This window comes from Pseudomonas sp. lyk4-R2A-10 (genome assembly GCF_030209075.1).
GTDB lineage: Bacteria > Pseudomonadota > Gammaproteobacteria > Pseudomonadales > Pseudomonadaceae > Aquipseudomonas > Aquipseudomonas glycinae.
In genome coordinates, this window is the sequence record NZ_JARVSR010000002.1 from 337,497 (window position 1) to 355,596 (window position 18,100).

Annotated in this window: 17 protein-coding genes and 1 pseudogene; 8 read left to right on the forward strand and 10 right to left on the reverse strand. The window is 53.6% G+C overall.

Going from position 1 to position 18,100, the window contains the following annotated elements; all coding sequences use genetic code 11:
• Positions 1-14 precede the first annotated feature (14 nt).
• From QRN46_RS03800 to QRN46_RS03830, 7 genes are all read right to left on the reverse strand, one after another.
• Positions 15-728 carry a phosphocholine cytidylyltransferase family protein gene (locus QRN46_RS03800; RefSeq protein ID WP_201818805.1) on the reverse strand — a complete coding sequence of 238 codons (714 nt, stop codon included), beginning with the start codon at positions 726-728 and terminating at the stop codon, positions 15-17.
• Between the two features lie 19 nt (positions 729-747).
• Positions 748-1,344: a gamma-glutamyl-gamma-aminobutyrate hydrolase gene (locus tag QRN46_RS03805; RefSeq protein ID WP_011336533.1), complete on the reverse strand. Its 597-nt coding sequence runs from the start codon at positions 1,342-1,344 to the stop codon at positions 748-750.
• Positions 1,341-3,656 carry a PEP-utilizing enzyme gene (locus QRN46_RS03810; protein ID WP_011336532.1) on the reverse strand — a complete coding sequence of 772 codons (2,316 nt, stop codon included), beginning with the start codon at positions 3,654-3,656 and terminating at the stop codon, positions 1,341-1,343. Before QRN46_RS03810 ends, QRN46_RS03805 begins: the two co-directional genes overlap by 4 nt.
• A gap of 6 nt (positions 3,657-3,662) precedes the next feature.
• Positions 3,663-4,412: a class I SAM-dependent methyltransferase gene (locus QRN46_RS03815; protein WP_011336531.1), complete on the reverse strand. Its 750-nt coding sequence runs from the start codon at positions 4,410-4,412 to the stop codon at positions 3,663-3,665.
• Positions 4,409-4,957, reverse strand: coding sequence for an adenylyl-sulfate kinase (locus QRN46_RS03820; protein ID WP_011336530.1), 549 nt, complete (start codon positions 4,955-4,957; stop codon positions 4,409-4,411). The genes QRN46_RS03815 and QRN46_RS03820 overlap by 4 nt, the downstream gene beginning before the upstream one ends.
• 74 nt (positions 4,958-5,031) lie before the next feature.
• Positions 5,032-6,198 carry a hypothetical protein gene (locus QRN46_RS03825; protein WP_011336529.1) on the reverse strand — a complete coding sequence of 389 codons (1,167 nt, stop codon included), beginning with the start codon at positions 6,196-6,198 and terminating at the stop codon, positions 5,032-5,034.
• A gap of 368 nt (positions 6,199-6,566) precedes the next feature.
• Positions 6,567-7,268: an ATP-binding protein gene (locus QRN46_RS03830; protein ID WP_285354393.1), complete on the reverse strand. Its 702-nt coding sequence runs from the start codon at positions 7,266-7,268 to the stop codon at positions 6,567-6,569.
• Positions 7,269-7,276: 8 nt separating this feature from the next.
• Between QRN46_RS03830 and QRN46_RS03835 the strand changes: the two genes are divergently transcribed.
• The 4 genes from QRN46_RS03835 to QRN46_RS03850 are packed head-to-tail and all read left to right on the forward strand — an operon-like array spanning position 7,277 to position 11,871.
• The gene (locus tag QRN46_RS03835) at positions 7,277-7,936 is read left to right on the forward strand and encodes a TnsA endonuclease N-terminal domain-containing protein (protein ID WP_285354298.1); all 660 of its coding nucleotides are present in this window, start codon (positions 7,277-7,279) and stop codon (positions 7,934-7,936) included.
• 1 nt (position 7,937) lies between these two features.
• Positions 7,938-9,830 carry a TnsB C-terminal domain-containing protein gene (locus QRN46_RS03840; RefSeq protein WP_285354299.1) on the forward strand — a complete coding sequence of 631 codons (1,893 nt, stop codon included), beginning with the start codon at positions 7,938-7,940 and terminating at the stop codon, positions 9,828-9,830.
• Positions 9,827-10,717: a TniB family NTP-binding protein gene (locus QRN46_RS03845; protein WP_285354300.1), complete on the forward strand. Its 891-nt coding sequence runs from the start codon at positions 9,827-9,829 to the stop codon at positions 10,715-10,717. The genes QRN46_RS03840 and QRN46_RS03845 overlap by 4 nt, the downstream gene beginning before the upstream one ends.
• Positions 10,717-11,871, forward strand: coding sequence for a TniQ family protein (locus QRN46_RS03850; RefSeq protein ID WP_285354301.1), 1,155 nt, complete (start codon positions 10,717-10,719; stop codon positions 11,869-11,871). Before QRN46_RS03845 ends, QRN46_RS03850 begins: the two co-directional genes overlap by 1 nt.
• A gap of 311 nt (positions 11,872-12,182) precedes the next feature.
• On the opposite strand, the gene QRN46_RS03855 is transcribed toward QRN46_RS03850, so the two are convergent.
• Positions 12,183-13,514, reverse strand: a complete 1,332-nt coding sequence (locus QRN46_RS03855; RefSeq protein WP_285354302.1) for a hypothetical protein — start codon at positions 13,512-13,514, stop codon at positions 12,183-12,185.
• 169 nt (positions 13,515-13,683) lie between these two features.
• Between QRN46_RS03855 and QRN46_RS03860 the strand changes: the two genes are divergently transcribed.
• Positions 13,684-14,982, forward strand: coding sequence for an RES family NAD+ phosphorylase (locus QRN46_RS03860; protein WP_285354303.1), 1,299 nt, complete (start codon positions 13,684-13,686; stop codon positions 14,980-14,982).
• Between the two features lie 179 nt (positions 14,983-15,161).
• On the opposite strand, the pseudogene QRN46_RS03865 reads toward QRN46_RS03860, so the two are convergent.
• Positions 15,162-15,571 (reverse strand): annotated as a pseudogene (locus tag QRN46_RS03865) (type I restriction endonuclease subunit R); the annotation flags it as partial.
• Positions 15,572-15,734: 163 nt separating this feature from the next.
• On the opposite strand from QRN46_RS03865, the gene QRN46_RS03870 reads away from it, so the two are divergent.
• Positions 15,735-16,052, forward strand: a complete 318-nt coding sequence (locus QRN46_RS03870; protein ID WP_285354304.1) for a type II toxin-antitoxin system MqsR family toxin — start codon at positions 15,735-15,737, stop codon at positions 16,050-16,052.
• A gap of 3 nt (positions 16,053-16,055) precedes the next feature.
• On the forward strand, positions 16,056-16,487 hold the full coding sequence (locus tag QRN46_RS03875; RefSeq protein ID WP_100263836.1) for a type II TA system antitoxin MqsA family protein: 432 nt from the start codon (positions 16,056-16,058) through the stop codon (positions 16,485-16,487).
• 269 nt (positions 16,488-16,756) lie between these two features.
• Here the strand turns inward: QRN46_RS03875 and QRN46_RS03880 are convergent, their stop codons facing one another.
• The gene (locus QRN46_RS03880; RefSeq protein WP_285354305.1) at positions 16,757-16,975 is read right to left on the reverse strand and encodes a hypothetical protein; all 219 of its coding nucleotides are present in this window, start codon (positions 16,973-16,975) and stop codon (positions 16,757-16,759) included.
• Between the two features lie 390 nt (positions 16,976-17,365).
• Between QRN46_RS03880 and QRN46_RS03885 the strand changes: the two genes are divergently transcribed.
• On the forward strand, positions 17,366-18,097 hold the full coding sequence (locus tag QRN46_RS03885; RefSeq protein WP_285354306.1) for a GIY-YIG nuclease family protein: 732 nt from the start codon (positions 17,366-17,368) through the stop codon (positions 18,095-18,097).
• Positions 18,098-18,100 lie beyond the last annotated feature (3 nt).

The following is an 18,100-nucleotide window of genomic DNA, read 5'->3' on the forward strand; positions in this document are numbered from 1 at the left end:
GGCGCCGTGCCCGCTTACTGGTAAGCGGAGAGGTCTTCGCTGGAGTCGACCTCTCCCCATTCTCCGCTGTAGGCCACGGCCGCGACCGGAACCCGACCCGCATCGATGACACGTTGCAGGGTGTTGGTCATGTGCATCTTGTCGCGTTGTTCCGGGGTCAGTTCGGCTCGTAGCCGAACGACTTCTGCCCAACCCTCAGGGGTGAAGCGCAGCAGCCCCATGTACTGACCCTGAACTTCGTCCACCGATTGCGGCTTGTTGCCGATTTCGGCCAGCGTACCTGCGTCGGTCAGGCGGAACGTTTCGGCATCCAGCAACGGATCGCCGAAACGCTGCGTCCACAATTTCAGCCAATGGGGGTCGTAGGTGACGGCCAGCGATGCTTCGTTGGTCACCAACGAACGAACGGCGTCCGGGCTGTAGAAAATATCGGAATAACTCACGATGCACGGCTGGCCCTGCAGCCAGGATTCGGCGCACGCCAGCGACGACACCATGTTGGTGTCCGCCCAGCGTGGGTTGTGGAATTCGATCAGGTCACGCTCGGCCAGCCACTCTCTTTTATAGCCGGTCACTATGGCGATTTCGCTGATGCCCGCCGCGCGCAAGGATTCCAGCTGCCATTCGAGCAGGGCTTTGCCTCGCAGCTCGACCAGGCACTTGGGGCGCTCATCCGTGAGGCTTTTCATGCGACTGCCACGTCCGGCAGCCAGAATAATGGCTTTCACAACACGTCTATCCCGTGGGTTATTGAATGGAGTCAGGTTCGCCGAACAGCTGCCGGATACGTTCTAGGTCGTGGGTGGCAAAATCCGCTTCGCGCTCCGGGTGCCACATCCAGCCTTCCCAAGGCAGTTGAAGGTGGCGGATGGCTTCGATTTCACCGTCCTCGCTGCGCGCCATGACGTCGAAACCCTGCGGGCAACCGGCAAGAGCGAGGCCATGATAGCTGTTCACCTCGGCGACGATCCGGCCGGACAGCTGATGCCGGGTTCGCACATGACCGGTCACCGGTTTCAACTCGCCGCCAGCCTCGTGCGCCAGCATCTGCATGCCGCGACAAATGCCCAGTACCGGCAACTGACGTTCGCGAGCGTGATCCAGTAACTCGCTCTCGGTACGGTCGCGGGCCGGCCACTGACCGATGTCATTGCCACCCGACAGCACGATGGCGTGTGGCGCGACGGCCGCCAGCCAGTGATCGAGCGGAAAGCCGTTGGGTACTGGCACCGGGATGAAGCCGGCTGTCAGAAGGAACCCGATCAGTCGCTGATCCAGTGCATCACGGGTTTCTTCGCGCTCGGGATGGCTGTCCACCCGTTGACTGACTGCGACCACCTTCATGTCATCATCTCCACCCGGCGGCCCGGGCAATCCAGGTGCAGGAAGTCCGCGGTCGACCAGCGCCGGTAAAGCACTTCACCCGCACCAATGACGGCCGGCAAGCCCAGTTCGCCCGCACGAATCGCCATGTGCGAGTTGGCGCCGCCCCAGGCGGTGATCAATCCGGCAATCGGGTAGGCGAACAGCCAGTCGAACCCCGGATCGGCATTGGGAATGCAGACGATCGCCCCGGCGAGTTTGTCCCGGTCATCGCACAGCACAACCGGCGCGGTCACGCGTTTCTGGGTGATGAAATTGGGCGCCGTTTCCGGCCACTCGAAGCTCCAGACATCTTCCGGGCGGGTGATCACCGGCGGCAGGGAGACCTTGAGCGTCTCGGCATAACGCGCCTTGCCCTGTTCGATGCTGCGCAGCAGCACCTCTTTCGGATCCGCCGCCGCCACGTGCAGTTCGGTGAAGGCGCGGATGTCGCAGTAAGCCAGGTCTTCGCGATCGATGCCGTGCTCGGCACCGACTTGTGCAATCAGGGCAAGGGCATCGGAGAGATTGCGGGTGAAGTGAAACTTGGCCAGCTCCCGCAGTTCGATACCGTTCTGCAGGAAGTCCAGCAAACCCACTGGATCAGGCTGCAAACCATGGGCTTCCAGCAGCTTCACGATCTCGCGCATCTGCGGCAGCGTCAGCGAAAACGGCTGAAGGGGTTCCGGGGCGGAGGGACGCTGTGTCCAGTCGAAATAGAGTTCCGGTGCTTCATCGTAACGGGGAGACAGAATGTCGTAGGTGCCCGGTCGCAAATGGCCGTAACGCGCAAGGAATTCTGACTTGCCGAGCGTCGCCCGGTCGCGCGCCAGCTGCCCGCTGACGGTTGAAACACCGGCCATGAACGCATCGTAGTCGGCCTGAGAGAACACGCCCACGGACACCAGCGACCTGAGCATCTGCACGGCGACGAAACCCGCACGGGCCAGACCGGCGAAGGGCAGGGTGCCATAGCGTTTCGCATCTTCCAGCAGCCAGTAAATGCGCTCCAGCGGATCGGCATCGGAAGCCAGCAGCTCCTCACGACGTGCATTGAGCACATCCAGCTTGTTGGCATCGCTGCGCCACAGACCGTCCTTGGGATGGACGATGCGGTTGGTCAGCTGGCGCAGGCTGGTGCTGATCGCTTCCAGCTCGTGGGGCTGAAAGCCTGCATCGGCGAGGCGTTCCAGCTGCTGCGAGAGGTCCAGGGTGTAGCACGAGAACACGATCTCGAACTCCACCTTGTCGTGGAGTGTCGGTTCGGCCAGCAACCGGTCGATGTAATAGTCGACCAGTCGTCCCGCCAGATCCTCATCGAGGTCCGCCGGAATGAACGAGTTGAACGACAGGCGCACATCGATATAAGGCAGGCCGAAAAAGTGCGGCATCAGCGGAAAGCTGCGCAGGTTGCGGTAGCCGTAGTTGTGCCGCTGGTAAGCCCAGATGGAATCGGTCACCAGGTCCCGGTACAACGAGAGCGCCAACGGTTTGGGCCGGATACCGATGATTTCCGCCGGGTTCCAGTCAGGCATCACGCCATAGACGGTGCGCTGTCCGATCAGGAACGGATGCGGTCGCATGCCGCGCGCCACTTTGCGCTGAATGCTGTCCAGCCGGGCCGATTGCTCGGCATCGGTCTCTGGACGGGAAGGCAGGATCAGGGGTCGGGCCTGCAACAGCCAGAGCACTTCGCCTTCGGCTTCCCGTGTGACGGCAAACTCACAGTCGACGGGCTCGCCACCGAACAGTGCCAGCAGCTCTTCGAGCAGGCCAACCACGGGCGCGAGGGCGGCGGGCGCTGCAACCTTGCTCTGGGCAGCCTGCTGCCAGAGCCGACCGCCCATGCCACCGGTCACCGAGGCCGTGTCGTTGCCTTCCGACCAGTTAACCACGCGATAGGGCGCGCAGGTGTTGGGGTCATGGGAAAACGCCACGCCGGATCGCAGCACATTCTCCAGCATGGGCTGGATCAGTATTTCATCCGCCGGACACGCCTCGCCATAACTGGCGATGACCTGTTCCACCGCCGGGCTCAGCCCTGCATCGTCGACATTCGGGATCGACAGGAAGGCGCCCGCTAAGGACGCTTGGGCACTGTCCTCGCGCCCGCAACTGGAGCGCACGATCCACGGGGCGGCCGGCAGTCGTTCCCGGATCGCCTGGACACAGGCTTGCCGGTCCCGCCGCCAGTCCGCCACTGTGAATGCCAATAGCGGAGCAATGCAGGCCGAGGTGAGCCGTCCTTGCAGGCTGGACAGCGTCCCGGCCTTGGTAGAGAAATGCAGGGCCATCAGGCGTTATCTCAGCTGGGCGACCCAAATGTTCGTCGAGTACGGAATCTGGATCGAAGGCGTCTTCAGGCCCTTGAGGTAGTCGTCGATGGCGCTGATCACTTCATGGAAATTCGCACCGGCCTGACGCTCCAGCGTGGCGTGGGAGCGCCAGGCTTCCAGGCATTCTTCGATGCTCTGCTGGTGAACGACGCGGGCATCCAGATGCACGACCGGGCCGAACAGTTCGCTGGCGTCGATCACGGCCGTCTGGTCTTCGCGGCGGGTGCCGTAGCCATAACCGGGTACGCGTTCCTTGATGATCGCTTCGATTCGGGCCTGGATCGGGTCTTCCAGGTTGCGGTGGTTCCACATGCAGGCGAACCAACCCCGTGGCTTGAGAATGCGCGCGGTTTCCTTGAGGGCCTGCTGGCGGTCGCAGACGTTGAACGAGCTGCCGAAGGTGACCATGTCGAACGCCTGGGTCGCTTGCCCGGTCGCTTCGCCGGTGCCTTCGTGCCATTTGACATTGGTCAGTTCGGCAGTGCGCTTGATGCCGTTGCCGCGCATTGCATCGTTGGGCTCCACGGCGGTGACGTCCAGACCGCGAGCGGCCAGCATCAGCGTCAGGTGCGCAACGCCGGCGCCGACGTCACAGAATTTGTCGCCCTGTTCGGCACCTGCGATCGAGAGCATGGCATCGATGGCAGCATCGGCGTAGTCAGGACGCTTCAGGTAAGCGTCGGCCAGGGTGGTGTAATCCCATTCGGTTTTCATGCCGGATTCCTTGTATTGATTTTATTGAGTAGATCGTCTGCCAGGTCGTGCCTGGAGCGCAGCGGGTCGAATTCAACCAGCCAGTCCGCTGCCTGCGGTTCATCCACAGGCAGGTCGAGACCGGCAACGTTGTGCAGTTCACCGGCATGAAACCGACGGTAGATGCCCTTGGGATCCCGGCGACCGAGTTCCTCTAACGGTACTTTGAGATAAACCTCGAAATAGCCGGGCAGGTGGGCACGGTTCCACGCATGAACTTCACGAAACAGCGAAATCGTTGCGATCACCACGGTGTGGCCTTGTGCGGCGATCATTCTGCAGAGGTGGGCGTATTGCATGGCCAGCGCGAGTCGCCCTTCGCGGCCATGGTTCTGCGAGCTGGCTGCGGTGGCGCCGAACACCTCGCGCAGCTCGTCGCCGTCGAGCATCACGACCGATTCGCCGCGGCTGCGCAGACGGTCAACGAGATCACCGGCCAGCGTTGATTTGCCGGCGCCTGAAAGGCCCGTAATCCAGATCACCTGCGCGTGAGGGTTACATTTCATAGCATTCTGACCAGTGTCCGGTTTGGATACCTGGCGTGATGAACCTGCACCGGTTCAATACGCGATACAAGTATTCAGTCACGTTCTTTGATGTTGCCAAAAGAGTCGATGGTTAGTTGGCAGAACATCGAGTCGTGCCTGTTTTCAATCAAGTCGTGAAACACATCCTGCGGTAATGGCAAGTTGCTGTATTGACTCTCATAGAACTTCTTGTAAATGAAGTAGCAGTCTTCAGGGGACATCAGGCTGAAACCGAGTGCCAGCTCTTTGAGTTCTTCGCCGTTCTTGGCGATGGGCAGCAAGTTGTTCATTTGCTGCAACCAGACGTCGACGGTCGGGTTGGACTCGTCGGTCGTCGGAACGTAATAGATTGGCAGCCTGCACGTGTTGAGCATGAACGAGACACCGCCGGTCGAGGCATCGGTAATGATGGTGTCGCACTGCTGGTAGAAAACCGTGCTGCTGGTGCCCGTCGTGTCGATGGTGATCCATTCATACGCCGAGAGCTGGTTGCACAGGTCCTTCAGGGTTGGATGCTGAAGGTCGGCCATGTACGGACGCAGGATGAACCGGGCGTGAGGGATCTGTGATTTGACCGCGTTGATCACGGTTTGCAGGTTCTCGTACAGGGAGGCGCCGCTTGGGCAGATTCCCAGTTGGGTCGGCAGCAGTCCGACAACGAAATCATCCGACGCCTTGTTTGACCCGGGAGCGGATTCAAAGAATTTCGGAACCTTGATGGGCAGAGTCGCGACCGGACTGGTCTTGCGCAGGTCGGAGCGCAAGGCTATGCCATCGGCAATCAGCGATTTCAGGGCCTTTCTGTCGGGTCTGTAGCGTTGCAGGCCCGATCTGATCAGATCAAAACCCGATCGGGACGAAGAAATGACCACATCCCAATAGGACGTCAGTTCGGCGTAGTAATACTTGTCTTTGGTCGGCATTCCCACATTGCCGTGGGTCAGGAAAATACCGAAGTTCGAATCGTCGAGCAGTCGGCCAATCCAGGCATCGTTTGAAATGACGACTTGCGAGGCCAGGTTCGCGATGACTTCGACTTCAACCTGCTCAACCGGATAGTCAAGGATCTCTTCTGCCTCCTGCCTGCTCAGGCCGGTCTTGTCGGTCTGCAGCACGATGCAGTTGTAGGCGTGGCGCAGGGCATTGAGCGCCGGGATCAGGTATTCGAGGTAGGTTTTTCCGCCACGGGTGACATTGCTGATCAAATAGACGTTTTTCATTATTGACTTGTACTTTTAAAATTTGCCGTGGCAAAAAAGTTGGATCAGCTGGATTGCGCGTAGACAACTGATTGATATTGTCTTGACGCGTTCGCCATTGAAGATCTGTCATCGGCAGTTGTTTTAAGTCCGCCGTCTCATGACGATTTTATTGATCAAGTGTATTGCGCCCGCTGGGCTGAAGAGTTCTTTTCCATGATGTGTCGCCTCCATTTTATATTGCTTTAAAGTTTGAAGTTTTTAACTAAAAGCTCTGGCGCCTGATGAAAAGCGCCGTCGTTATATCACATCTTGGCTAATGGCTATCAGCGCGCGCGGACTTTATTTTCAGCTGGCACAGGTCGCCTGTAAGCTGCCTGTCCATCCCGTCATTGCGTCGCTGGGCGATATTGCAGCGCTTCGGCCAGATGCTCACGTGATATGGCATCAACCTTCTCTATATCGGCCAGTGTCCGTGCAACCTTGAGCAGCCGATGTGCTGAACGCAGCGACAGGGTCAGTCGCTCACAGGCTGACTCCAGCCAGGTTTCATCGGCTGTGGATAACTTGCAGTGCTTCTTCAGCCCCGGCAAATCGAGAAACGCATTGGCACAGCCCTGACGTTTTTGCTGACGCTCGCGGGCCTCGGCGACCCGCGTGGCCGCGCTGGCGCTGTCCTCTCCCGGTTTCACCGCAGGGTTCAACGCTGTGGCCTCCCGCGCCACCGTCAGGTGCAAATCGATCCGGTCCAGCAACGGCCCCGACAGTTTGTTGCGATAGCGCTGCACCATGTCCGGCGTGCACGAGCACTTGCCGCTCGGTTCGCCAAGATATCCACAGGGGCAGGGGTTCATCGCCGCGACCAGCTGGAATCTCGCGGGAAACCGCACCCGTTCCTTGGCCCTTGCGATCACGATGCAGCCGGATTCCAGCGGTTCGCGCAGAACCTCCAACACCTTGCGATCAAACTCGGGTAGCTCATCGAGAAACAGCACGCCGTGATGGGCGAGGGTGATTTCACCGGGTTGCGGTTTTGAGCTGCCACTGTAAAACCCATGAATAAATGAGAATATGATTAAAAATCTAGAGATAGCTGCGAATGAAGCGCGAAGTCAATAGTCAGCCTGTACGAAAAATTGGGGTTAGGCAGCGGAGTGTTAGGGGCACTGTTCCTAAAATGGGACAGTATGAATCTACGCTGGAACGCGATTTGATGGAGCTCATTCGATTCAATCCAAGCGTTCATAGTTTTCTTGCCCAACCACTAACCATCGAATACAGAACGGCTGAAGGTGAGAAACGCAAATTTACGCCAGATGGGCTCATCCATTTCAAAGAGGGCAAGATCCTAGAGCCATCGGTGCTTTATGAAGTTAAGTTCAGAAGTGATTTTCGTGAACAATGGAAGATCCTGATGCCCAAATTTCGTGCAGCCAAAGCCTATTGTGATCTGCGAGGATGGCGCTTTCAGGTCTTCACTGAGCGTGAAATCAGAACCCACTATCTCACGAACATAAAATTTCTCTGGCCATTTCTGGATCGGATTCCCTCTTCGAGCGCGGCTGACCGGTTGATCTCCGCTCTCGACCAACTGGGGGAAGCCACGCCTGAATCTATATTGACCCATCTAGCGGAAAGCGCGGCCCGTAGAATTGAGCTAATACCGGTTCTATGGCATCTGATTTCGATAAAAAAAATAGGATGTGATCTGGAAGCGCCGTTATGCATGGCTTCTAGGCTTTGGAAGTTGGAGGATTGATATGAAGACTCTCGGTCCCGGGCAACTGGTATATCGACATACAGATGCGGCGGTGCTGGTGGAGATCAAGGGACTTACCGAGGCAATTGTCCGCATTATAGAAACTGGGGCAACTGAGCTAGTTCGTGTGAGTGACTTATCACTGAGCCTGCCAAGCGCAAAATTAGTAAAATCGCCCCTGCTTCTTAGTAAAAATGAAGAATGGAATGAAATTATTCGCCGATTTGAGATTATACGCCCGCTTTTGAATAATAATGGGCGTGTGGCAGCGGATGTTAAAAAAATTGCAGACGCCTCCGGTGTTAGCGTTCCCACGATCTACCGATGGTTAAAAAAATACAATGATCAAGAATTGGTGTCTTCCTTAGCTCGTGCGGAGCGCGCGGATAAAGGAAGGCAACGTTTGGGTGAGGAAGTAGAAGCTATTATACAAGATAAAATTAAGAATTTTTATCTTACAAAGGAAAGGCCAAGAGTTTCGGATCTCTGTAATGAGATAGGTGTAGCTTGTCGTGCAACTGGCTTGCCGCCCCCCCATTTGAATACTATATATTTTAGAGTCAAAAATATCGACAAGGAAACACTTGTCCGAGAGCGTTTCGGCTACGAAAAAGTTCGAGACGATCTTACGCCGCATCGCGGTAGATTCCCAGGCGGAGATTATCCGAACGCTGTTGTTCAAATCGACCATTCACCAATGGATATCATTATTGTTGATGAAGAGCATCGTTTGCCGATCGGCCGCCCGTTTCTAACAATCGCAATCGATGTGGCAACTAAAATGCTTACAGGGTTTTATTTAACTCTCGACAGTCCTAGCGCTATGTCCGCCGGCTTGTGTATTGCTCATGCTGTTTTGAGAAAGGAGCACTGGCTTGCCAAAAGAGATATATTAGCTGATTGGCCTATTTACGGGAAAATGACCAAAATTCATGTAGATAATGCTAAGGAGTTTCAAGGCAACATGCTCAAGCGAGCTTGTGAACAGAATAATATTATCCTTGAGTTTCGGCCTAAGAAACAGCCTAATTACGGCCCGCATGTGGAACGTGCATTCAGGACGTTTATGCAAGAGGCCCACACTATACCGGGTACGACTTTTTCTAACGTCCAGTCGAAGTTGAAATATGACTCCGAAGGCCATGCTTGTATGACATTAGAGGAGCTCGAGCTTTGGTTTACCGTATTCATAGTATATCGATATCACCATAAGGCTCATTCTGGGATTAATGATATCCCTCCGATAAATCTTTATAATAAGTTTGTCCACGGTACAGATGTTCAGCTTGGTGTGGGCTTGCCAGCACCTGTGCAAGATGAAGAAAAGTTCCGACTTGATTTCACTCCCTATGTAGAGAGAACAATTCAGCAAAACGGGGTTTTGATAAATTATATAAATTATTATTCTCCTGTTTTGCGAAAGTGGATTGGTCTTATGGATCCAGTTACAAACAGGTCTCGTAAATTCATATTTGCTTACGATCCTAGGGATATTAGTTCAGTCTATTTTCTTGATCCTGATACTCACGCGTATGTGCAGATTCCTTATCTTAATAGCGCGCATTCAGCTATAAGCCTTTGGGAATTGAAGGCGGTAGTCAAAAAGGAGAAAGAGAACCCTCATGCTCATATTAATGAAGATATGATATTCAAAGGCGTCAAAATCATGAGGGATATGATTGATGAGGCTATCCAAAGAACCCGTTTGGCCAAGCAGAGGCGCACGTCAGAAAAAAGAAGCTTAAGGCGCAAAGAAAAGATGAAGAGTTGGGGGGTTGTCCAACAGAGTCGAGCGCCGGTAAATTTAGCAACTGAAGAAATTGGCAAATCAAATTTTTCTGAAGAAGAAATCAAGCCTTTCGAAAATATTGAAGTTGGGAAGTTTTCAGGATGACCACTTACTCACACCTACACCCTAACACTTTGGGGTGTATCGAGCTTGACGCGGCTTCTCGGCTTCGTTGGCTCGATCAGCCTCGTTGGATCGGTTATCCTCGAGCGCTAGAAACTCTCAATAAGTTAGAGCGTTTGTTAAGCTTCCCTCGGCAAACTCGAATGCCGAACATGCTTTTGATTGGAAGTAGTAATAATGGAAAATCAAATGTAATTAACCATTTTTATGATCAGAACCGCCCTCAGGAGAATCCGGGCGGTGAAAGCATTATCTGTCCGGTTTTGAGAATTGAGTCTCCGTCGACTCCATCTGAAGCAAGTGTCTACTCTGAAATACTCGTTCATTTGTTTGAGAGCGTGCCGCGCTCATCACTAGATGTAAAGCGTCTGCGTGCAGTTAGGGTGATGAGAAAAGTGCAGCTCAAGATTTTGATTATTGACGATTTACACAATATGTTGGCGGGATCATCTGTGAGGCAGCAGCAGTACCTCAATATGCTTAAATATTTGAGTAATGAGTTGCAGATTTCAATTGTTGGTTGTGGGACAGGTGATCTTTTGCGGGCGGTGAGTATCGATCCTCAGATCCAGAACCGCTTTCAGCCAGAGTTTTTGCCTAAATGGGAAATGGACAAAGAGTTCAGGCAACTGCTGGCATCGTTCGAGCGTTTGCTTCCTTTGCGTAAATCTTCTGGTCTTCATGAGAGTCGTCTAGCGGCTAAGGCGCTGGCAATGAGTGGGGGTACTATCGGTGAACTCTCATTACTGCTCAACGCTGCCACTGAGCATGCCATCATGACAGGTACCGAGCAGATTACGATGGAGGTCATGAACGAGTGTCGCTACATCCCGCCTGATGAGCGAACCCGGTTAGCATCGAGGGTCTGATGATACTCCCTGTTCATCCTCAACCATGTCAGGGTGAATTGCTTTCGTCCTGGATGGTGAGGTTGGCGTTTTCAAACGTATTTGCGCTACACACCTTCTACTTCAGTCTGCTGGAGTGCAAGGCGCCGATTTGGAGTCGGGATATCGACCGGCACCCTCCGCGAGCGCTACTGGACGTTTTGAAGAATCATACCCACCAATCTGAGCTTGCAATTCAATCAATGACCCTTAGCTATTACGAGGGCATGCTGTTTGAAACGCTGCCAGTCTTTGGCGATGCAATCTGGTTATTGCCAGCGGGCGTCTATCATCGGACTCGACGCCGCGAGGGGATGCAATTCTGCCCTTTATGTCTTTTAGGTGATTCGGAGCCCTACTACCGGCGTGCCTGGCGCCTCGCGATTTATACCGTCTGCCGGGAACATCAATGTCTGATGCTGCGACACTGCCCCTACTGTGAGTCTCCAGTGGCATTTCACCGCCATGGAATGGGTTGGCTCAAATCCCTGGCGCCACTTTCACTTCGTTTGTGCCACCAGTGTGGATTCGATCTGGGGATGGCCCAGCCGACACAAGTTAAATGGCCCTATGCTCAATCCCGCGAGCTCATGTGCGGCATGCTGAATATGCTCGAAGCAAATGAATGGAGTGGATGGCCGCTCTCTATTTGCTCCAGCCTTTCTTTCTTCAACGGGTTGCGAATTTTGCTTGGCGTCATTGGGGGGCGTCATGGCGAAAGGGTTAGGGCGGTTCTGAATGAGCGCATAGGTGTTAGGTTCGACATCGAGCCGAATCGAGACTTTGAGTACCAGAGCACGATTAGACGTTTTAACCTTCTGGCAGCTGGTCTGTGGCTGACTTCTGACTGGCCATCGCGTTTTCTAGAGGTTTTCAAGGAGGCGCGTTTCACTCGATCACGCTTTGACGACAGCCTTCGCATGTATCCGTATTGGCTGCAACTTCAGGTTTCACTTCACCTAGATACCAGACCATACCTTCCATCTTACGAGGAGATTGAAGCGGCCGCGAATTACCTGCTCATCACCAACATTGGTGTCTGCACTGACTCGTTGGGAGCATTGATGGGCATTAAAAGGGACGTAGCACGTCGGGCGGTTGGACTCTGGAAGGACAGCCGTAGAGGGACTCTCTGACTCCCGACGAGTCCGTAGGAGCTGCCACATACGGCAGTAAGTGAATTTATTGCATTTTGAAGTTCTGGATATTTGATTTTGGCCTTTTATGCGTTCCCTACAAGCGAAGGATATGTGTGATTTTTTGGATTTAACTGTAGGACTGCGTAATCGCAATGACGTGACCACCAATTTGCATCGTCCTGACCAGTCGTTTGCATCAGGCTGATCAGTTCAAGGAGAAACCTTGACCGGCAGAAATCACCAACCCACGCGGGCATTCGCTACACACCACTTACCTTCAAGTCGCTACGACTGAATTAGCCGCATGGTCACGGCTTGGGTGGGAGGTTCGCCACGCCGCGATTGAGCAAGTCGAGCAGTACGATTTCACGGGACTGCTGTGCTTGCGCCATGTTAACTAGGGCGTTTGCCGCTTCGCGTGCAAGGCGACGTGCCAAAACCCGCTGTTGGGTTGAGATAATGCGACTTTCAGGGCGCCCGTGAACGTAGGTGCATCGCATATCGTATAGTTCCAGATACTCTTTGGCTGCTCTCGGCTCGACAATGGCGGCGCTCAGTCTTGCAGCAACCCTGCGCGTCGGCGATTCGTCGTGATTATCGCCAGTCAGTCGCAGCTTGCGTCTGTGGTCTGCCTCGGCGCCAAACGCGGCCTCAATCATGATGAGATGCGCCATCACTTCATCAATACTATCGGAAAGGAACGCGCGGACCAGGAAGTGCTCTACCGGAGTTGAGAAAAGTTCCGATGCTTGACTCGCTGTCTGCAGCAGCTTCCACTTGGCTTCCAGTACCTGCCGCACATCCTCGGCGGTTGCCCAACTTCGCAGACACAGCGGGCGTTCAGATTCCTCCCATTCGTCGTAGTCCACTTGGTAGAAGTAAGGCTCCCACGACAGCCGCTCAGGAGTCGGTGGCGGGTGCGGGACAGCGCACAGGTCATCGTCGACGGTGTAGATCCAAGGTAGCTGAAAACCCCGCCAGTCCACCTCGGGCATTTCGGCCCAGTCTTCCCATGGCGCCAGCAGTAGGCAGAACAGCGCGCGCTCTACCGCCGTGGGGAAACGCCCGCGGTGGGGAACAATCTCACCCATATCCTTTCCGATGGGGAGGTCAAGCCAAGAGAACTGGCGAGCGCCCGGCTCGCCGCGAATAGATATGTCTTCTTCTACGACCATCCAATGAAACTGGGACAGACGCTGAGCGTCCAGCCGTACGCCTGGATAAAAGCGCTCTAAGCGAGACGCATTGAACAAACCTTCAAGTTCGGCAGCGTCAAAGCGACCTATACGGGCATTGCCAAACTGGAAAGACGGGAGCTGATCAGCCATATCGAGCGGGCAGAGGTAACGTCGCTTAGTGGTGGTTCGTTGAAACTCGTAAGCCAACGCGGCAACAATCTCATCCATGTCTGGCTTGGGGTGGATGGGAAGATGTGGGGTGCTGCAAGGCAGACCCAGCGACGTAAGCGCATTGCCGATGGAGACCTCCAGCCCGAGGGTGGATTTTCCGCTGCGGTAGCGCTTTTTGAGTATCTCCTTAAGTGCGACGAACTCGTGGTTGCTCCAGAGATTCTGTGGGCCGGATGGTGGTATGTCCCACAGAGATTGAAGGGCAGCAACAAGAGGTTGATCTGCGGACATGTGGCTCGGCCCTCCTTGGAATGTCTGCTTAAATGATCCCAGTTGGAGATTACCTTAATGGCGCCGCGCAATCAGCTGTCGCTTTTGGAGGCTACACGGCGCTGCCAGCTTTGCAAAGTAAAATGGCTGCAGCCGTATATATGAGAAAAAGAATCTTCGGGAAGAAGCGATGATTTGCATTGAATGCGTAACTCCGGAACCACTCAAGAAGCTGTTCGATGCGCACGGGCAGGAAGCTGCCTGCAAGTACTGCTGGCGCCACAAGAAGTCAATTAAGTCCCAGATTCTATTTGAATACATCTATGCTCGGGTTGGCGAGAATATTGCCCGTAAGGAGGATCTCTCGGACTACGAGCTCAGCATGCTGTATGGGGCCAGGGTTGAGCTTTTCCCCATTGCAGAAATAGATATTGTTCTCTCGGAATGGTTTGATCTCGGTAACGAACCATATTTCGACGATTTGTGTAGCGCTGTTCCAGACGAATTCAAACTAGATGATAACGGCGATTCCACGCACTTTTATGGCGAAGATGACGCGATGGAGGTAAACCTCTACGAAGGTCCTTGGAACCAGTTCGTTGAGGGGGTGCAGTATACGCACCGGTTCTTCAACGCGAATGCCGGAAAATTTCTCGATTCGATTTTCTCCTCGTTGGTCGCCGATAAAGAAGGCCTTAAGTCTCAAGCTATACGGATCATGGCCAATGGCGACTTGATGTACCGTGCGCGCCTTGCTAAAGGTTTCAGCGATGCGGAGAAGATAATTAATGATCCCGCTGGCCAATTCGGCCCTACTCCGAGATTCCTAGCAAGCAGTCAAAGGATGACGCCGAACGGTATCTCTGCTCTGTATTGCGCTCTGGAGAGAGAGACCTGTCTTAGCGAAATCCGCTCCATCACCGGGGATCATGTGGTGAGTACGGCGCTGACTCCAGTCGCCGAACTTAAGCTCCTTGACCTCACTGTTTTGGACCAGCTTGAACCTCCGGATCTGTCGCTCCTAGACGTAGGGTTTCGTGAGGCGCTACACCGCAAAGTGTTCTTGGGCTCACTTGTCAAAAAAATGTCCAGGCCAAAAGCTCGTAATGATGAACTGAGCTATCTGTCGACTCAGGTGGTGTTCGAGTACCTGCGGCTGCGCTTTGGTAGGCAGGTCGACGGTCTGGTCTTTCCATCCGTGCAGACTGGTGAGGTAGGGACAAACGTAGTCTTATTTCCCGAGGCCAGCCGCCTTGCCTATGTCCCCCCGCCGGAGGCTGATGATGAAAGAATTGGCGACGAAAAGCCCCCCGTTGTAGTCGAAGTCGAATTGGACAATCCGTTTAAGCCGCCTACTAAAGTAATTGTTGTGCACGGCTCAATTCGGTACCACAAGGTCACGGCGATTGAGACTCAGGCCCGCGAGTACAGTCATATCTACGATATTTTTATGAGTGAGGAGACACGCAAGCGGCTGAACTTAGACTAGGAAGCAGAACTACTCCGCAGAGGTACCGGCTTTGCAACCAATGCCTTATAGGCGACCTTTTGGCCGATTGCTGCTATCACCAACGGCAGCTATGGGGCAAGCGACTGCTTTTAACCCATTGCAGCCGGTGACAATGGGCAGATATCGGCGCGTATTTCGTTGATGCGACCTACATGGCTTTAGGCATTGCGGAGGCCGGACTCATCGAAGACGGCTACCGATTTCAGGATCTCAAAATCACCAAGGCAAAAGCACGGTTCTTGGTCTCGTTATCCAGCAATTCTAGCGACAGCTTCTCGTGATCGGTCATTGCATCCAAAACTGTGTCCAGAACGCTCTTGGGGAATAGTCCCTGCATCACGTGATCCACCGAGTGCTTGCTCACCTCAGCCATCACATCGTCCTGGCGGCTGATGCGCTGAGCGATACCAGTAAGGAACTGCAGCTAGTCATCATCGCTCACCTCAGCAACGCAGATATCGTTCAGCGCCTTGATGATTTCCGATAAGCGCTTCTTTTCTGGGTCATGTGGCTGCCGATGCCCACATCCACTGCCAGGTTTGAAGATGTATTCGCCTTGTGCCTCGTTCCGGTTGACAGAATCACCCTTTGAGGGTAATCTTGATCTTGCTACCTAATGTAGCTTCTACCTAAGAGAAAAGTACTACTAACGTATCGGCCGAATAAGGCTATTGGAGATTCACCATGAAAATATTTAGACGAAATTCAAACCACAGAGGAAGACCTGAAAGATGGACGTCAAGAGAAAGCAAGCCGTAGTACCTACCTATGACCTTGATACGCTGAAGGTTGTTGTTGCAGAAAAGGGCCGTCTGGCATTTACCGGCAGTTCTTTGACGGGGATGGCCGAGTTGGGCATGTCCGTGGCAGATGCCATTGATTGTATCGATCGTCTGTGTCTGGACGACTTTTACAAAACAATGCCATCTAAGCAAGATCCGGGTCATTCTCAAGATGTTTATCATGGGAAATACTGGAATGAAGAGGTGTACATCAAGTTCACTGGATACTCAGTTGGGCCGGTTGTCATTTCCTTCAAGGAGAAGTAGCAAATGAAAAAGTCCCCAGGACTTCGGGCTTCATGCCCAAATTGCGGGGCAAATGACTCCTTGACCGAATTCACGAGCCTCACTCGTGAATTCGGGCCAAGTGGTCATAAGCACGCCGTGCATGATCTATCTGGAGTGCGGTGCACTCAGTGTGACGAAATCGTCTATTCAGATGAAAGCAATCGTCGAGTGGCTGACGCAATCGACGAACTAGCCATTAGACGAAATGCAAATTTAATAAAACATGTAAGAAAAGACATACTTAATTTAACGCAAAAAGATGCAGTTCATCTACTTTCAGGTGGCGGACATAATGCCTTCTCACGATACGAACAAGGCCTAACTCCTGCGCCGAAGCCATTGATGGTACTCATCAAACTTCTCCAAAAAAATCCTAGTCTTTTGGATGAAGTTAAAAAATTAAGGATGGCATGATGAGAAGCGATTCTTGAAAAGCGACTTAATTGTCGCTTTTTTATTTCTAAAAATCAGTGAAGCAATGGCTTTCCGCCTTTAATCCGGCGTCAATTAACACCTCGGACTTGCGTTCTCTCACTAACTCCAAGCCATTTATCCGTGCCGAATACGCACGCCGGCTGCTCCGACGTTTGCAGCGCTGCATCCTGCAATCAAGCCGTGTTCATGTCGTCTAGCTGTCAGCTCTTTTATCCGCTATTGGCTGATTGCTGCCTGCAGAGGCGATATTAGGATTGCCGTATCCGCATAATCGCATCTGTGATCGCTTTTGCATTTGTGTCTAAGGTCTCCATAGCCATCACAGCATTATCTGCAACTACTGCCACGCCGTTGGCTGATAGCCAAACGGCGACCTCTTCGATTGCCGCCGCCAGTGCATGCTGGTTGTGCAGGAGCAATGTAAGGGCGTCAGCAGTAGCGATACTATAAGCTGAGTTATTTGGCATGCGATCCATCCTGGCAATGAAGGGTTCGCAAAGCCTAGCTCATGTGCTCGCAGCAGAGAGGCTTAGATATCGCATGCTTAAAAATTGCTGCGCCGCGCAGATGATTTGAGACTTTAGGCAATCAGTTGGGGGAGGCGGGCTACTGCATTCCAATCCATCATCGGAGCCAGCCAGCGTCCGTTTTCGGCCAAGGTCAATCGCTAACATATCATGGAAAAAATGCAGACCCGCTCGCTGGTCAATCCGGGCAAATTGTACAGTCTGATCAGCACGGAGCATGCGCATGGCATTCTGGGTTCTTCATGACGATCGACACTACTTATGTTGTCTCGGTTGATGATCAGTCCTAGGCTTCCGTCGGAATTTTATCTATACAATCCTGGAGCAAGCATGAATAGAGAAGCGATCAAGGGCGCGTTGGCGTTGAAGAGCTCATTGCAAGCGGCGATCGACTCTGGGGAGATCAAAAACCGTGATCACTTGATGGAGATTGCTGCCAGCCACGGTTTGACAGTCACGAGAAATGGTATCGATTACGCAGGTTTTCAATGCGAGAGCGGGCAGCGGCTGCGAGTCCGCTTACAGTTCAACGACCGCCCACCGAAAGTGCCTCGCGTGAAAGGTCCAAAACCTCCCAAGATTAAAGACGGGTTCTGGATCTACGCTCTCATTGCCTATAGTAAGGATGGAAAGCGAAAAGCCTGTTACGTGGGACAGGCTGCCAATCCACCCAAGCGTTTTCGAGAGCATTTTCGTAGTCAACGAGAGGGGCGCGGCTCCTACGCTCTATTCCAGTGGGCGGCGCTTGAGCAAGTTGAAGTTCAAGCCGTTGTTCTCACTTGGGCAGCAGAAACGCAAAGTAATGCCACTTATTTCGAAGGTTACTGGCTACAGCGAGCGCAGATTGCCGGGTTTGAAACTCCGGATTCGCAAAACTGGGGTCAACTACCAAGACCTGAGAGCTTGCCCGGCCAGCCTACCCACTGGCCAACAGCAGAGGTGCAGGCCAACTCAATACTTCTTTCTGAAGTGGTTCTCCAGGGAATCACACCTGAGGTCCTCAAGTTCAAGAGCAAACTCTTGCAAACAACGGTCACGGAGGGAGCTGACACCTTGGGTTGATGA

Coding starts and splice junctions, on each gene's coding strand:
- QRN46_RS03805 (WP_011336533.1), bottom strand. CDS start 1,344: ATGAAGGTGGTCGCAGTCAGTCAACGGGTGGACAGCCATCCCGAGCGC.
- QRN46_RS03810 (WP_011336532.1), bottom strand. CDS start 3,656: ATGGCCCTGCATTTCTCTACCAAGGCCGGGACGCTGTCCAGCCTGCAA.
- QRN46_RS03815 (WP_011336531.1), bottom strand. CDS start 4,412: ATGAAAACCGAATGGGATTACACCACCCTGGCCGACGCTTACCTGAAG.
- QRN46_RS03820 (WP_011336530.1), bottom strand. CDS start 4,957: ATGAAATGTAACCCTCACGCGCAGGTGATCTGGATTACGGGCCTTTCA.
- QRN46_RS03825 (WP_011336529.1), bottom strand. CDS start 6,198: ATGAAAAACGTCTATTTGATCAGCAATGTCACCCGTGGCGGAAAAACC.
- QRN46_RS03835 (WP_285354298.1), top strand. CDS start 7,277: ATGAAGCGCGAAGTCAATAGTCAGCCTGTACGAAAAATTGGGGTTAGG.
- QRN46_RS03840 (WP_285354299.1), top strand. CDS start 7,938: ATGAAGACTCTCGGTCCCGGGCAACTGGTATATCGACATACAGATGCG.
- QRN46_RS03845 (WP_285354300.1), top strand. CDS start 9,827: ATGACCACTTACTCACACCTACACCCTAACACTTTGGGGTGTATCGAG.
- QRN46_RS03850 (WP_285354301.1), top strand. CDS start 10,717: ATGATACTCCCTGTTCATCCTCAACCATGTCAGGGTGAATTGCTTTCG.
- QRN46_RS03855 (WP_285354302.1), bottom strand. CDS start 13,514: ATGTCCGCAGATCAACCTCTTGTTGCTGCCCTTCAATCTCTGTGGGAC.
- QRN46_RS03860 (WP_285354303.1), top strand. CDS start 13,684: ATGATTTGCATTGAATGCGTAACTCCGGAACCACTCAAGAAGCTGTTC.
- QRN46_RS03870 (WP_285354304.1), top strand. CDS start 15,735: ATGGACGTCAAGAGAAAGCAAGCCGTAGTACCTACCTATGACCTTGAT.
- QRN46_RS03875 (WP_100263836.1), top strand. CDS start 16,056: ATGAAAAAGTCCCCAGGACTTCGGGCTTCATGCCCAAATTGCGGGGCA.
- QRN46_RS03880 (WP_285354305.1), bottom strand. CDS start 16,975: ATGCCAAATAACTCAGCTTATAGTATCGCTACTGCTGACGCCCTTACA.
- QRN46_RS03885 (WP_285354306.1), top strand. CDS start 17,366: ATGAATAGAGAAGCGATCAAGGGCGCGTTGGCGTTGAAGAGCTCATTG.